This window comes from Proteiniphilum propionicum, from assembly GCF_022267555.1.
Taxonomy (GTDB): domain Bacteria; phylum Bacteroidota; class Bacteroidia; order Bacteroidales; family Dysgonomonadaceae; genus Proteiniphilum; species Proteiniphilum propionicum.
Map to the genome: position 1 here is coordinate 771,946 of NZ_CP073586.1, position 14,836 is coordinate 786,781.

At 42.0% G+C, this 14,836-nt stretch carries 11 protein-coding genes; 7 read left to right on the forward strand and 4 right to left on the reverse strand.

Going from position 1 to position 14,836, the window contains the following annotated elements; genetic code table 11:
- Positions 1–11: 11 nt before the first annotated feature.
- Positions 12–722: a DUF5020 family protein gene (locus KDN43_RS02930; protein ID WP_238868200.1), complete on the reverse strand. Its 711-nt coding sequence runs from the start codon at positions 720–722 to the stop codon at positions 12–14.
- Between the two features lie 161 nt (positions 723–883).
- Between KDN43_RS02930 and cysS the strand changes: the two genes are divergently transcribed.
- From cysS to KDN43_RS02965, 7 genes are all read left to right on the forward strand, one after another.
- Positions 884–2,362: a cysteine--tRNA ligase gene (gene cysS / locus KDN43_RS02935; protein ID WP_238868201.1), complete on the forward strand. Its 1,479-nt coding sequence runs from the start codon at positions 884–886 to the stop codon at positions 2,360–2,362.
- A 421-nt stretch (positions 2,363–2,783) separates the two neighbouring features.
- Positions 2,784–4,013 carry a 3-phosphoshikimate 1-carboxyvinyltransferase gene (locus KDN43_RS02940; RefSeq protein ID WP_238868202.1) on the forward strand — a complete coding sequence of 410 codons (1,230 nt, stop codon included), beginning with the start codon at positions 2,784–2,786 and terminating at the stop codon, positions 4,011–4,013.
- 6 nt (positions 4,014–4,019) lie between these two features.
- Entirely contained in the window at positions 4,020–4,451 is a 432-nt protein-coding gene (locus tag KDN43_RS02945; protein WP_238868203.1) for a phospholipase, read from the forward strand.
- Between the two features lie 14 nt (positions 4,452–4,465).
- Positions 4,466–5,293, forward strand: a complete 828-nt coding sequence (locus KDN43_RS02950; RefSeq protein ID WP_238868204.1) for a metal ABC transporter permease — start codon at positions 4,466–4,468, stop codon at positions 5,291–5,293.
- 441 nt (positions 5,294–5,734) lie between these two features.
- Complete coding sequence (gene porW / locus KDN43_RS02955) at positions 5,735–8,011, forward strand: type IX secretion system periplasmic lipoprotein PorW/SprE (protein WP_238868205.1); 2,277 nt, start codon at positions 5,735–5,737, stop codon at positions 8,009–8,011.
- A gap of 61 nt (positions 8,012–8,072) precedes the next feature.
- Entirely contained in the window at positions 8,073–8,654 is a 582-nt protein-coding gene (locus KDN43_RS02960; protein WP_238868206.1) for a non-canonical purine NTP diphosphatase, read from the forward strand.
- A gap of 61 nt (positions 8,655–8,715) precedes the next feature.
- Positions 8,716–9,777 carry an oxidoreductase gene (locus tag KDN43_RS02965; protein WP_238868207.1) on the forward strand — a complete coding sequence of 354 codons (1,062 nt, stop codon included), beginning with the start codon at positions 8,716–8,718 and terminating at the stop codon, positions 9,775–9,777.
- Positions 9,778–9,914: 137 nt separating this feature from the next.
- On the opposite strand, the gene KDN43_RS02970 is transcribed toward KDN43_RS02965, so the two are convergent.
- The 3 genes from KDN43_RS02970 to KDN43_RS02980 all read right to left on the reverse strand — a co-directional run bounded on the left by KDN43_RS02970 (position 9,915) and on the right by KDN43_RS02980 (position 14,832).
- Entirely contained in the window at positions 9,915–11,576 is a 1,662-nt protein-coding gene (locus KDN43_RS02970) for a glycoside hydrolase 5 family protein (protein WP_238868208.1), read from the reverse strand.
- A gap of 4 nt (positions 11,577–11,580) precedes the next feature.
- Positions 11,581–12,597, reverse strand: a complete 1,017-nt coding sequence (locus KDN43_RS02975; RefSeq protein ID WP_238868209.1) for a LamG domain-containing protein — start codon at positions 12,595–12,597, stop codon at positions 11,581–11,583.
- 255 nt (positions 12,598–12,852) lie between these two features.
- Positions 12,853–14,832, reverse strand: a complete 1,980-nt coding sequence (locus KDN43_RS02980) for a RagB/SusD family nutrient uptake outer membrane protein (RefSeq protein ID WP_238868210.1) — start codon at positions 14,830–14,832, stop codon at positions 12,853–12,855.
- Between the last annotated feature and the right edge of the window lie 4 nt (positions 14,833–14,836).

The window sequence follows — 14,836 nt, forward strand, 5'->3', positions numbered from 1 at the left end:
TATATTAAACTTCAGAAAGTCCATTTAGTTGCCAGCGTTGGGATGGCATAAAAATTCTCAAGTCGCACAAAATTGTAGCTTATCTCCACTTCGCTCCCAACAGAAAAATTGGGAGTGACATTGTACCATATCTGCGGTTCGCTCAGCAAAACCAGCCTTTTCCCCGATTCAACACCTGTACGGTCTTTGTTCTCGGACCACAAGTCGAAAAATCCGGAAAGCGAAAGCTTGCTATCAGCCAGCAACGAGTTCCATGTAAAGGTCCACTGTGCGTCGTGACTCACCTCCTGAAACGAATTCAGCTTGTATGCCACGTATGTGTTCATGTGGAAATTACCCAACTGAAAGGGGTATCCCAAACCTCCCAGATAAGCAGCAGGAATGGAAAAGCCAATACCTGTACCTTTTACCAGTCCCAGACCCCCATTATATTCTATATGGGGAAAAAGCGGAAAATCGCCTATCTTAAATTCACGGGCTATCTCTGCATAAACCAATCCCGGGTTCCTTTTATCGAAACTAAAATCAAAGTCCACAAACATAAAAGTATTCCCCCACCGGTCGGGTTTAAACATTTCAAATGTAGCCGTAAGATAATTGACAGGGGCAACTTCATCGCCGTAAAATGAATGGCGGGGATCGAAATGCAGTTGTAGATTCTGCGCCTCAATCACAACCGCAACAGAAAGGATTGCAAGGGAAAGAAAGATCTTCCTGAACATACTGTAGTTGTTTTGATGAGTTAAACAAAAATAAATCGCAAAAGTAATAAAAAACGCAAAACAACACCGGTTACAGAAGACTTTTTTTCCTTTTTTATACCAAATGCCGTTATTACCGCTTAAATTTGTAATTTTGCCTTTTTAAAAAACTAGCCGGTAAAATGAACGAAGAAAAAGCAAAAAGTTTGGTAATCTACAACACATTAAGCAGGACAAAAGAAGTTTTTAAGCCACTGCATCCTCCTCTCGTGGGTATGTATGTATGCGGCCCCACTGTGTATAGTGATATCCACCTTGGGAACTGCCGTACATTCATCTCTTTCGATATGATATACAGATATCTGCTTCACCTCGGATACAGAGTGCGCTATGTACGCAATATTACAGATGCGGGGCATCTTGAAGGCGACCGTGATGAAGGAGAGGATAAATTTGCCAAAAGGGCCAGGATAGAACAACTTGAGCCGATGGAGATTGTACAAAAGTACACCATCGGATTTCATGAAGTACTCTCACTCTTCAACACTCTTCCGCCAAATATTGAGCCCACCGCCACCGGACATATCATTGAGCAGGTAGAGATGATAAAAGAGATTATGGCTGCAGGGTTTGCTTATGAGGTGAACGGATCAGTCTACTTCGACGTAGAAAAATACAGCCGTCACCACGACTACGGAATGCTTACAAACAGAAAACTGGAAGATCTGCTGGAAGGTACTCGCGAACTGAGCGGACAGGATGAAAAACGGGGAAGGCTTGATTTTGCACTATGGATAAAAGCAAATCCGGAAACTCTTATGCAGTGGCCTTCACCATGGGGCCAGGGTTTCCCGGGCTGGCATATCGAATGTTCAGCCATGAGCACCAAATACTTAGGTACTTCGTTCGATATTCATGGTGGCGGAATGGACCTTCAGGCAACTCACCACACCAATGAGATTGCTCAATCGGTAGCCTGCAATCACACTGAGCCTGTAAAGTACTGGGTTCACACCAATATGCTCACCGTAAATGGTACACGTATGTCCAAAACGGCGGGAAACGGTTTTTTGCCAAGGGAGCTGTTCACCGGTAGCCATCCATTGCTGGAAAGAGGTTATTCACCCATGACCGTACGTTTCTTTATGGCTCAGTCTCATTACCGGAGCACACTCGATTTCTCCAACGAGGCTCTTCAGGCATCAGAAAAAGGATATAAAAAATTGATGGAGAGCTTCTCAACAATAGAGAAGATAGAGCCTTCACCCTCCTCTTCGGTAAACATCGCCGATCTGGAAGACAGATGCTACGCTGCCATGAACGACGACTTTAACAGCCCCGTGCTGATTGCCCATCTGTTCGATGGAGTACGTATTATCAACTCAGCGTACGATAAAACAGAATCTCTCACTGCCGATGATCTGGCAGCACTGAAAAGGGTTATGCACACCTTTGTTTTTGAAGTATTAGGGTTGGTGGATGAGTCAAAAAGCGTGGCAGGAAGTAATGTGATTGACAATCTTATGAAGTTGATTCTTGATATAAGAGAGACTGCCCGTGAAAACAAAGACTGGGCTACTTCAGATAAGATACGTGACGAACTGAAAGCCGCAGGCGTGGAGATAAAGGACACCAAACAAGGTGTTGAATGGAGAATGTAAGACAGAATATGTATATCTGGACAGGATATTAAACAATTGAGAAAGCATTATATTGCGCCCTAAACCTAAAATATCAAAAATAATTATTTATAATATAAATACCTTTTTGGCAATTGATATTAAAATAGATTTTCAGAGGAGACTCAAGGCATTGAATGTAGAAAGTAAGATAAACAGAGTATGACGAAAACCGGGATAGTGGTATTCATAGTGAAAAGATATGCAGAAAAGAGATGCAAGGTCAAAACAATATTCAAAGCAGAAGAGTGTAAATAACATCAACAACCGATTGCCAATATTTCACAAGGCGGAAAAATTAATTAAATGAATTTAAACAACGTAAAAGCGAAAAGAAACAGCTGAACCTTCGTTTTAAAGTATTATTTTTGTATTATATATCAGTGATAAAAGTCGCACAGAGATGCAATTACAATATAAATTGTTTCCACCCGGCTCAATCCGGGTCACAGTACAGCTCCCCTCTTCTAAGAGCATGAGCAACAGAGCTCTTATTCTCAATGCATTGAGTTTGAGCGATAATCCTATCAGGAATCTTTCCGATTGCGAAGACACGCAAGTGCTTATAGATGCTTTCAACTCCGACTCCAACGTGTTCGACGTTAAGGGGGCCGGCACCGCAATGAGGTTTCTGACTGCTTTTCTAGCGGGGATGGAGGGCGAATGGATCGTAAAGGGGTCAAAAAGAATGCATGAGCGCCCCATTCATCCTCTTGTAGAGACTCTCATAGCGCTGGGAGCAGAGATTGAATATCTCGAGAAAGAGGGATTTCCACCTCTCAAGATAAAGGGGCGAAAACTCAAGGGTGGCGAAGTGTATCTCTCCGGAAATATCAGTTCTCAATTCATATCGGCACTACTTATGGTTGCCCCTCTGATGGAAAAGGGACTGACCATGCATATCGAGAAAGAAATAGTCTCCAGGCCTTATATCGACCTTACTCTGAACATGATGGAGAAATGTGGCGTTCATGCCAAGTGGGAGGGTAATGATATAACAGTCAAGCACCAAGCCTACAAGCCAATTGAGCATGTGGTGGAGGCAGACTGGACCGCTGCTTCCTATTGGTATGAAATGGTTTCCCTGCTTCCAGGTTCTGAGGTAAAGCTGAATGGGCTGAAGAAAAAGAGTCTCCAGGGCGATGCCAATGTGGCTAATCTTTTCGGCGACCTGGGTGTAACAACTGATTTTGTTTCGGATGGTATTATCATTCGTAATTCAAAGAGAAAAACGAGAAAATTTTTTCACGACTTTGTAAATGAACCTGATCTAGCACAAACTTTTGCGGCTACCTGTTGTTTTATGGGTATACCATTTCTTTTCTCAGGTATCCAGAGCCTGAAGATCAAAGAGACTGATCGTGTGCAGGCATTGATCAATGAGTTGGAAAAGCTTGGATATCTGCTTAATGAAACTGAAATAGGCATGCTTGAATGGGACGGAACGCGATGTTCTCCCGTAAAAGAGCCGTCTATAGACACCTACGATGACCATCGTATGGCTATGTCCTTTGCTCCGGGTGCAATCATTTTAGACACACTGATTATTAATGACCCAAATGTGGTTTCCAAATCGTATCCCAATTTCTGGGAAGATTTAAAATATGCAGGATTTAGAATAGAAGAAAGGTAACTGATTATGCAAAGTTTATTTGTTTTTGCCGGCATCATAGTTTTTTTCATCATAGCACTTGCTGTATCCAACAGCTTACAGCGCAAAAAGGGTAATACGAAGGAGCGGGAAGCCACTCCCCCCTATATCGACTTAAGTGGAGGCGGTTGTTGCGGAGCGCACGAAGTGTGCGAAAAAGACAGCCTTATAGCTGCCTTCGAGGAGAAACCGGAATATTTTGACGACGAGGAACTTGATAAATACTCAAACCGCGACTCTTCAAAATATGCCACAAACGAGATAGAGGAGTTTCGTGAGGTGTTCTACTCTGTTCTTGATGAGGAGAAACCACGCTGGATAAGAAGCCTTCAGATGAGAGGAATTTCCGTTCCCGATCAGATGAAAGATGAAGTGCTTATGATAGTAAATGATCTTAGAGCACAAAAAATGCATGCCTGACAGGGAATAAAGAGATGAATATCATTGAACTGTTTCAGTATGCTTTCTTCAGGAATGCACTTTTGGGAAGCCTTTTCGCAAGCATTGCCTGTGGAATCATAGGTACTTATGTAGTTACAAGACGATTGGTATTCATCAGTGGCGGCATTACACATGCATCATTCGGGGGATTGGGAATAGGTTTTTATTTTGGTCTTCCTCCTGTTTTGTCGGCTATGGCCTTCTCTGTTTTTTCAGCTTTCGGCATCCAGTGGCTATCAAGCAAGCAAGACGTTCGTGAAGACTCTGCCATTGCCGTCTTCTGGTCGCTGGGAATGGCAATAGGAATAGTACTTACTTTTCTTACCCCGGGGTATGCCCCTAACCTGTCGGAATACCTTTTCGGCAACATCCTTACTATTACACGAGCCGATATTGTTTCTCTGTTTGTTTTATCACTTGTTCTCCTGCTTTTCTTTGTACTGTTTTATCATTCTATTGTATCAGTATCGTTCGACACCGAATTTGCCCGTACCCGGCGTCTACCCACCCAATTTATTGAATATACGATGATGCTCTTTATCGCTGTTACCATTGTCCTGAGCATCCGCCTTGTGGGTATTGTGCTGCTTATGTCGCTTATCACCGTCCCGCAGATGACCGCCAACCTGTTCACTGTAAGCTATTCAAAAATTATCTCACTCTCTGTCCTGTTCAGTTTTGTGGGATGTGTTACCGGCTTGCTTCTCTCTTATTACCTGAACGTTCCCTCCGGAGCATTTATCATTTTTATACTGATCTTGATATTTTTTATCGGGAGAACCTTAAAACTCATTTTAAAAAACAAAAACAGGAATAATTAAAAACACGATAAGCATAGAAATGCTATTTAATCCATTAACTATCTGAGAATATGCTTTGCCGAATCTCAGTAGCCTTTCTTTTCGATTGTCAGTTGTTAAATAAACATTAACCTAAATAAAAGTCCCCTCCGATAAGTTTTTTATACACATAATGCACAAAATCACATACTTATTTTTAGCATGTTGCAATCCGTTAATATCGGTTTTCGGGGTTTTCGTGACAATCTCAAGTTTCGATATTGAAAAGCCTAAAACTTTAAGAAACTTATATGGCATACACAATAAAACAGTGTTTTTAGTGTTATTTACATAGAACAACGCCATATCGATATAAAACATATACTCCTCGCTGCTATCCAGCGAAAATCTACTAATATTGAACAAAGTAAATATCCTTATATCGAACACGCGTTGCAATAATTATTCATTTTAAACCGGTGAGTGAAATTAAAAGACAAAATCTGCATAGTTATCTCGGGATCTCTCTGTATAGCCCTCATTTTCGGGTGTTCTACCAAAAAGAATACCCCAGTCACACGTGCCTATCACGAGCTAACCACCCGCTACAACGTTTTTTTTAATGCACAGCAGGCCTATAATGAAGCACTGGCAAATCAGGTGGAAAATTTATCTGACAATTATTATAAACTACTCCCGTTTTACCCCTTGGAAACAATACAGGGGAAGACAACACCAGGCGGACCGTTTGATGGCGTGATTGATAAAACCACAAAAGCCATTCGGGAGCACTCTATTTCAACTAAACCGCGCCGCATCTCCTCAAAGAGATACTCGAAAGAGCAGTTACAGTGGTTTCGACAGGAGGAGTATAATCCCTTTATGAAAAATGCCTGGCTGCTTATGGGAAAAGCCTTTGTGCAGAACCGCGACTATGAAGAGGCGTTATCGGTTTTCGGTCAGATCTTACGCTTATACAAGGATGATGCCGATGTGAAGTTTGAAACAGAGATCTGGATGTTGCGTATATACACTGAGATGAACAGGACGTACGATGCAGACAATATGGCCTATGTTTTGAAGCTGAAAACGGTTCCTACTCATTTAAACACTATTTTCACAGAGACTTACACACTCTATCTGCTTCATAAAAAAGAGTACGCCAATGCTATCCCTTACCTGAAAAGAGCAATCAGTACCGAGAAAAATCACAAACAGCAAAAACGGCTGCAATTCCTTCTCGGGCAGGTTTATGCAATTCTTGGCGAGAACAAAAATGCTTACCAAGCATTCGAAAAAGTAAAAGGGCTCACTACCCCTTATAATCTTTTGCTGAATGCCACAGTTTACCAGACTGCCCTTTCTACCGGAAAGCAACAGCACAAAAGTCATGGAGAGTGGATAAACCTAGCTAAGAGAGAAGTCAACAAAGACACTACCGCAACGGCTTATAAGCTCTATAAGATATACAGTGAACTAGGTAGTGATTATCTCTCTCAAACACTATATCAAGGACTGACAGAAGAGAAACCAAATAAAAAGGAGACCACATTATCTTCCTTGCCTGCACCCCAAAGCAGGGTATCTCTTTTTACCTACCCTGAAGAGGAGTTGTATCAAAAAGCATATGAGGCTTATAAAAAAGGAGTTACCGCAAGTGTGCATAATGCTTTTGAAGAATTCATCGTTAAACATCCCGGATCGGGATTAATGCCTCAGTTCCTTCTGCTTAACGCACTATCTTACGCGCAAACAGGCAATGTGGCACAGACAAATGAATATTTGAACAAGCTTCTTGAAAGCTTTCCGGACTCAGATGCGGCTCCTATTGCCGAAAACATAGTGGAAGCGATATCGCAAGGCCGGACATTGGCAGACAACGCTTCCATGTATGTTGAGTGGAATAACGATTCGGCCGGCTCTCTCAATCAAAAAAAAGTAAAATTTGAGAACACCCTGTTCAGTAACGATAAAAAAGGGCTGCACCTTTTCCTCCTCTTATTTACACATAACTACACTGGTAAAAACAGGCTCCTTTTCGCAACGGCAAATTTCAATTTTTCACACTTCAGCTATCGCCGGTTTAATCTTTCTTTCATCCCTCTCATTAAGATGGAGGCGCTCAGTGTTCAGCCCTTTAACTCTTTTGAAGAAGCTTCACAATATGCACAAACAATATTATCTGATTCCATTTTTATATCTGCGTTGACTAAGGAAGTTTTTCCCGTAGTAATCTCCGAAGAGAACATCTCCTTACTGCAAATCCCGGAAGATATTGAAGAGTATCTTACCTTCTGCCGGGAGTATTTAAATACTTCACCGGCAAGAGTTCAGCAGACTGAAATGATTGTAAAAGCAGAAACAGGTGAAAATTTCGCACAAAAAGAGGAAAAGATTGTACCTTTGGATAGACGGAGTATCCCTGTGGGGGAAGGTTCGGTGAAACCGATCCGGCAAACAGACCGAATTACACCCGATGAGTTGAAACTGAGGCTCGAAGTGAAGGCCGCTGAGGCGATCCGGCAGAACAGGAAAGCCACGGAATCCGCCAGCAGAAAAGCTTTACAGAAAAAACGGGAACGTGAAAGAAAAGAAAAGATCAGGCAACGGGAACAGGAACTGAAGAGAAGGCAGCGCTTGCGTGAAATCGAATTAAAACAACGTGAACGGGAAAGAGATTTAAAAATTCGGAAACAGGAGGGTACCCGGAGAGAGAAGCTCAATGAAAGAGAGGCACTATTGCGTAATCAGAAAAAATAAACAGTTAATAAAAGCATAAACATCGTTTTCATTTGCTTATATGAATATGAATAGTCAACGTATGAAACAAATTGTTTTTGCAACAAACAACAGCCATAAACTCGACGAGATCAGAAAAATTATTAACGGAAGACTGCAAATCCTCAGTCTTTCCGATATTAACTGTCACAACGAGATAGAAGAGACCGGGGGAACCCTTGAAGAGAACGCCCTTATCAAAGCCAGATTCGTTAGAGAAATGTTTGGATACGACTGCTTTGCCGACGATTCAGGACTGGAGGTGGAAGCACTTGGTGGAGCTCCCGGCGTTTACTCATCGCGTTATGCAGGTGAAGGGTGCAATTCTATCGACAATATGAATAAACTGCTCCTGGCATTGCAGGGATTGGGAAACCGCATGGCACAATTTCGCACCGTAATAGCTTTGGTTATCAATGGAGAAGAGCACCTGTTTGAAGGAGTAATAAAGGGACAAATCATTGAGGAAAAGCGTGGGAAAAGCGGTTTTGGTTACGATCCTGTATTTGTCCCCCTTGGTTATGATCAAACCTTTGCCGAACTGGGCAACGACATTAAAAACAGCATCAGCCATCGGGCCATTGCCACTCAAAAACTGGTCGATTTTCTGCTGAAGCAAGAGTAACACTCTCTTTTTATTGAAAAATTCCCTATCTTTGAGAACTTAACAAATAAATTTATAACCTATGTCAACCAATATTCGTACAGGCATCATCGGCTACGGACTCTCCGGCCGCGTGTTTCATGCACCTTTCATCGACGTTGTGGAAGGCTTTGAACTTTCAAAAATAAGCACATCAAATCCCGGAAGGCAGGCCCTGGTAGAAGAACGATACCCAATCACAACAGTTGTTCCCAACGGAAAAGGGATCATCGATGATCCAGAGATAGATCTCGTAATCGTTACCTCTCCCAATACCGGTCATTTCCGTTGGGCAAGAGAAGCGTTGCTGGCTGGTAAGCATGTTGTGGTTGAAAAGCCTTTTACTATAAATGTAGCAGAAGCAAACGAGCTTATTGAGATTGCGGAACGACAAAAAAAGATCTTGACAGTTTACCACAATCGCCGTTTCACCAGCGACACCAAGACTGTAAAAAAACTACTTGAAAGCGGAATATTGGGAGAAATTGTTGACTATGAGACCCATTTCGACCGATACCGAACTGAACAACGTCCTAATGGGGCTTGGCGTGAAGAACCTCTTCCCGGATCGGGCATCTTCTACGATCTGGGTTCTCACCTTATCGACCAAGCCTTGTGGTTTTTCGGCATGCCTGCAGCAGTAACGGCGCAAATCGACTCACAGCGGCCTTGGGCAAAGGCTGACGACCATTTCGACGTGCGCCTCCACTATTCCAATTTCATCGCTACTCTGAAATCTGGAATGATCTGCCGGATACCTGGACCCACCTATATGCTTCACGGCACTAAAGGGTCGTTCGTCAAGTATGGGCTCGACGTGCAGGAGGCAACACTCGACAGCGGTATAATACCCTCCGGAAAAGATTGGGGGCGTGAACCGGATAACATCTGGGGCTCCATCAACATCGAATATAAGGGAGTGAAAATACAGGGAAAAGTAGAAAGTGAGCACGGCGATTATCGCGATTATTTCATCAATCTGCGTGATGCTATCAACGGTGAAGCCGAACTGGCCGTAAAACCGGAAGAGGCACGCAACGTAATGAGGATCATTGAACTTGCATTCCAGAGTAGCAAGGAGAGAAGGACCATCAAAGTCTTGTAATAGCTATGACAATCAGGGAAGATGTTAAATTGTTATTTCAACATCTTCCCTTCACCATTTTGAAAGTGTGTTTCATTACTATAAAAATGAAACGCTTTCGTATTTAACCTTCTGTCCCGATAATGCCAGCAACTTAATTATTTTCTTTCTGAATTGATTTGTTCTATTCTGATAAAGGCCAAATCCGTTTTATCAAAATCAGAAACAGTAAAGGTAAAAACACTGTTTGTCTCTGAGAAAAATTTCTCAATTTTTTTTTCTTCTTTGGAGGTATATACCTTAATGGCATATTTCCCGGGCATGGTTACAGAACATTGGATAGCTACATCTTCGTTCTTAGCCCCTTCTAAATTATCAGTAATTTCAATGCCGGTAAGGTCGTATATCAGAGCAAGCGTTTTTCCGCCATCTAAATTCAAGTGGCTGATTTTTATATTATCGTCTTTTGCCGTCAGCACAGCATATCCAGGTCCCGGTAGACCCGGGTAAATAATGTCTACATTACTGGTGATATTTGAAAATATTCTCGTCAATGCTTCTCTTTCTGTTACTTTATTTGGCAGTTCTTCTCTTACCTCTCCGTAACAATACACTCCAAATCCTTGCGCAGCACGTTCAAGTGTTTGTGCTGTGAATCGGCGGAAGTAAGGCAAGGAATTGAAAGATCCTATCCCAATCTCTGATGGTATGAGTACAGGCAGTCTGTAATTATACATATTTCCGTAATGTATGTCTAACCCCAAAAGAGCTTTTTCTCCCCAATGTTTATAAAGCATTGTACCTATAGCATCTAAGTTCCCGTCGGCATAAGTGGCAGCACTGGTCCCGGTCATTTCTACTCTTTTCGGGTCATTGGCTTCCGCTTGTCCCGCATCTAAATTAAAAGAGATAATTTTATAGGGGTCGCCTTCGTGATAGGCAGTTGTAAATTGTTTCCACCACCAATCCATAGCATCTTTCTTAAAGAGCGCATAATCTGTTTTGTTTGTCTTTAGCTTCCATTCTTCGTAGAGTGCTGATGTAACCGGATTAAAGTCGCTTTCATCCAAAAAGCTAAATCCTTCCTCGTTCCCCAACTGAATGCCCAATACTGTTGGATCGTCGCGATAATGTACCGCCAGTTTATATAACATGCGACGAATACGGTGAAATATTTCGGGATGCCCGTAAACGTGCAGCGGACGAATTCCGCCATCTTCGAGCAAACTCTTAATATCTTTATATACTTTTCCGTTTCGTTTTGGCCATTGCATTGTATAATTGGCCGAATCTCTATTGTCGAGGTGAAAAGTCCATGCTGTCTCAGGTTTTTCAGTCGGCACTTTGTCACGCTGGGCATGGAGAAACAGTATCCATTTAATTTTGAGTCCTTGCTTTGCGGCAGCATTTGTTACTTTATCGGAAAAGCTGAAGTCGAATTTATTATCCTGTGTTTCAATATCTTCCCAATGCAACATAACATAAGCGGTATTAGCTCCAATCCCCTTCATATCAGCAAACACCTTGTTGTAATCCGTATCCGGGTGGTAGCGTGTGTCCCAATAGCCTGTTTCTATAGCTTTTATGAAGAATGGCTGCATCACACCATTTTCTTTTGACATGTAAACAACTTTCTTGTTAGTAAGGCGTACTAATGAAAATGGTGCGTTAACTGTGTCTTTGTGCTCATAATCTGTTATGATTGCCGATTTTGGAGCAAACGGAGTCATAAAAGGAATTTCTTTGCTCATCATAGACTGAGCGCTGACTGCCAGGGATAAAATTAATCCGGCGACTAAACAAATAAAAGGTCGTATCATTGTATCAATAGTATCTGGCTTTAGAAGGAGCTTCTCCTTTATATTTTTCGTTTGTATAAACCCTGATCCAATCTATTTGCATATTTGGAGGATTACCTGGATTCCAGTCTGCCGGGTTTGCGCTTCCCATCCAGGATCCCTGACTAAAGGAGAATCCGGGAGTCATCATAAAATACCATCCTTCGGGGGTATTCCAGGGCCAGTCGATATTCCCGTTGTCCCCATATTTATGAATAAAATAGCAATCTCCATTAATACCAGCACGTATCTCTTTTTCTGTCAGTTCAATCCAATATATATGCCATTGGTTCATATCGTCAAGATCAAGCGTTTTATGAGTACTTCCATTAGGAGATTGATTATTGAAATTTTTGGAGTGCAGCGTAAACCACGCCTTCTCATTGGGCTTAGCCCGAGGTGTTTCCAGGAGATCTATCTCTCCGCATTCGGGCCAGCCAACGTAAGACGCGCCGCCATCTTTTCCGTAACGGGAGTTCTCCGGCATAAACCACAAGGCATGATTAAACCCGAGTTCGGGACCACACTTCATACGCACCTCATAGCGCATATTTTCTGTAAAAACGCCCCAGTATTGTGGAGATATGGGGGCAACCGTTTGTGTGGAGTAGGTAGAGTATTTCACAGTATTTCCGAAGAAATTGACAACTGAGTCGGGCTCTTCGATAGTAAGAAGATGGAGAACACCTTTTTTTACTCTCATACACTTGCTATTGTCTATTGCAGCATGATTCTTAAACCATTTCATTTGGTCTTCAAATCCGTAAGGGACACCATTAGGATTTACATCTTTGTCTTTAAATTCATGGGCTGTAAAGAAATACCATCCTGTCTGTGTCGGGTGCTTATCACCTGGTTTCAATTTAATTGGTTTGGAAGGGTTGGAATAAATAAGTGTTTCGTCTTCCTTGGGTTGTTTTACTTGTTTTGTCTGTGCTATAAGCGGGGTATAGTTGAGTGTCAACAAGCAGACACTAATAATAGTAAATAATATTCTAATCATAGTTTTATAAAGATTAGCAGTTTATTTGTTTAATTCAAACAAAAAAGTCATCGAACTATTTCTTTCTATTTTTTTTGGCAAATAAATTTTCACTTTGTTGCCTTTTACTTCGCATCTCCCCTTTTATAAAGTTTCAATAGCCCATAATCTGTTAATTAATGGATTACGTGGCATACAGGAACTTTATTACCGAACTGATTTAAATTATAAAAGAGAAAAAAGCACCGGCACTATTGCCGGTACTTTTTAAAAAATTTAGTAGCCAATAGCTCCTGAATTTGAAGTAAGCGGCCAACCGGGATTCTGATAGATTACCGAAGTAGAGGGATCATCGGGATTGGTGGCTGTAATTCGGAAATGCTCAATGTTGATCGGACTCAAATAATGAGCTTCACACCATTTGTAACCATCTTTCACGTAGTTGCTCGCAGTCAGGTTGATGCGATATGGACGGATATATTCGCTCTCATCAGGACTAGAAACGTTAGCTTTAGCAGCCGGAGCAGGAATCAGCACTTTTTTGGCATCTATTTTCCCTTCCGCTTCATAGAGAGGTTTATAATGAGAGCCCCAAAGACGGAATCCTTCGGGCATAAAACCGTTGATATTATCAAGAGCTCTCCATCGTTTCAGATCGTCCATACGAAAGCTTTCTTCCATAAGTTCGCAACGACGCTCTCTTCGGATATTGTAAAGAAGTGAAGATACCAAGTTCTTACCTGAATATTTTCCCCAATCTGACTCTTTACTCAAATCGGTAGCGGCAACTGTAACAGCGTAATCTGCAGGTAGCATTGCACGGGTACGCAGCTGTTTCCAATATTTATCTGCAGTAGCGTCAACGCTGTTTCCACCATTTTTAATGCACGAAGCTTCAATATAGTTAAGATAGGCCTCTGTAACTCTGAAGATAGGACAGCCTTCAACGCACCAGCTACCACCTCCGGCATAGGGTTCGTCCGAAAGGCCTTTGCGGAGAACATATCCGGTTACAGGCCTTACTTCAACCAAATCGACTACGTTGGGAAGAAGTGGCGCTTTGTCAAGGTTATCGCTTTTGGTGGTAAATTTTTCACCGGGTGTCATCATGAAAATCTGCAAACGATTATCGCGGTTTTCTCTTACACTTTCGATTGAAAGATCACCTTGATAAAGCGATGATGCATAAATTGGCTTGCCATCGCTGCAGAGGAATGTTTCAACAAATTGACGAGTGAATCCGTTATTTCCGCCATGACGGAGGTAGGAAGACGCACTGTGATTCAATTTGTCATTACCGCTACCTAAATCTTTCTCATAAGCACGCCAAAAAAGTATTTCAGGATATTTTTCCAGGCTCTTGTCAGCAAATTGTATGTAATAGGGGTTATTGGCATATCCACCGTTGTTTTCTGCCAAAGGAATAGCATCTGCTAGTTCTTTGGAAGCTTTCATACATTCATCGAGAAAGAAAGATATTTCGGTTTCGATATTGATACCTGTTTTTTTGCCAGGCCAACCCGGGCCACCAGGAACAAGAGCTGTTCCTTTATGATAGCTTAACCAGCTTGCTTCAAACAGTGCTACACGAGATTTCATCAACAATGCAGCATTTTTTGTCAGTCTGTTTTTACCTCCAACAGGTGCATTATTCATATATTCAATAGCTTTATCAAGATCAGAAAGAATGAACCGTGCCACTTCATTGCGTGGAGCACGTACGCTTGCCTCGGTAAGAGCAGCCATATCGTCAGGTAATTGAGTTGTGATAATAGGGAAGTCGCCCAATTCTTTCAAACGGGTAAAGTAGTCGTAAGCACGAATGAAATACACTTCTCCAATGTATTGTCTGAGGTTTACATCATTACCTGTCAGTTCTTTTCCTTCATAACGGGGAAGAACTGTTTCGAGGAAGTAGTTGCACGAGCGAATTATTTCAAATTTCCAACTATCATTGTTAGAATCAGTTTCAGGTACACGCCATTGCCCCGGCACCCAACGCGTGCTGTAATCTGCGGAAGTCTGATTGTCGGTATGCCTGTCGTTACCAAATGTCCCAACACTTCCCCACACACCGTGAACCGGGAAAATTGTATACAGATTGACAGCATAGGCGGCAAGATCGTTATCTGTCTTTAAGAACGTGTTTGGGGTGATCTGCGACAGAGGTTCTCTGTCAAGATAATCATTGCAAGAGGATGTTACAAGCCCAAAAAGGAACAGAAACATCACGGAGATTTTAATATTTTTATTCATATCA

Excerpts from the sequence above, each read along its gene's own strand:
- KDN43_RS02930 (WP_238868200.1), bottom strand. The coding sequence starts at position 722 with ATGTTCAGGAAGATCTTTCTTTCCCTTGCAATCCTTTCTGTTGCGGTT.
- cysS (WP_238868201.1), top strand. The coding sequence starts at position 884 with ATGAACGAAGAAAAAGCAAAAAGTTTGGTAATCTACAACACATTAAGC.
- KDN43_RS02940 (WP_238868202.1), top strand. The coding sequence starts at position 2,784 with ATGCAATTACAATATAAATTGTTTCCACCCGGCTCAATCCGGGTCACA.
- KDN43_RS02945 (WP_238868203.1), top strand. The coding sequence starts at position 4,020 with ATGCAAAGTTTATTTGTTTTTGCCGGCATCATAGTTTTTTTCATCATA.
- KDN43_RS02950 (WP_238868204.1), top strand. The coding sequence starts at position 4,466 with ATGAATATCATTGAACTGTTTCAGTATGCTTTCTTCAGGAATGCACTT.
- KDN43_RS02960 (WP_238868206.1), top strand. The coding sequence starts at position 8,073 with ATGAAACAAATTGTTTTTGCAACAAACAACAGCCATAAACTCGACGAG.
- KDN43_RS02965 (WP_238868207.1), top strand. The coding sequence starts at position 8,716 with ATGTCAACCAATATTCGTACAGGCATCATCGGCTACGGACTCTCCGGC.
- KDN43_RS02970 (WP_238868208.1), bottom strand. The coding sequence starts at position 11,576 with ATGATACGACCTTTTATTTGTTTAGTCGCCGGATTAATTTTATCCCTG.
- KDN43_RS02975 (WP_238868209.1), bottom strand. The coding sequence starts at position 12,597 with ATGATTAGAATATTATTTACTATTATTAGTGTCTGCTTGTTGACACTC.
- KDN43_RS02980 (WP_238868210.1), bottom strand. The coding sequence starts at position 14,832 with ATGAATAAAAATATTAAAATCTCCGTGATGTTTCTGTTCCTTTTTGGG.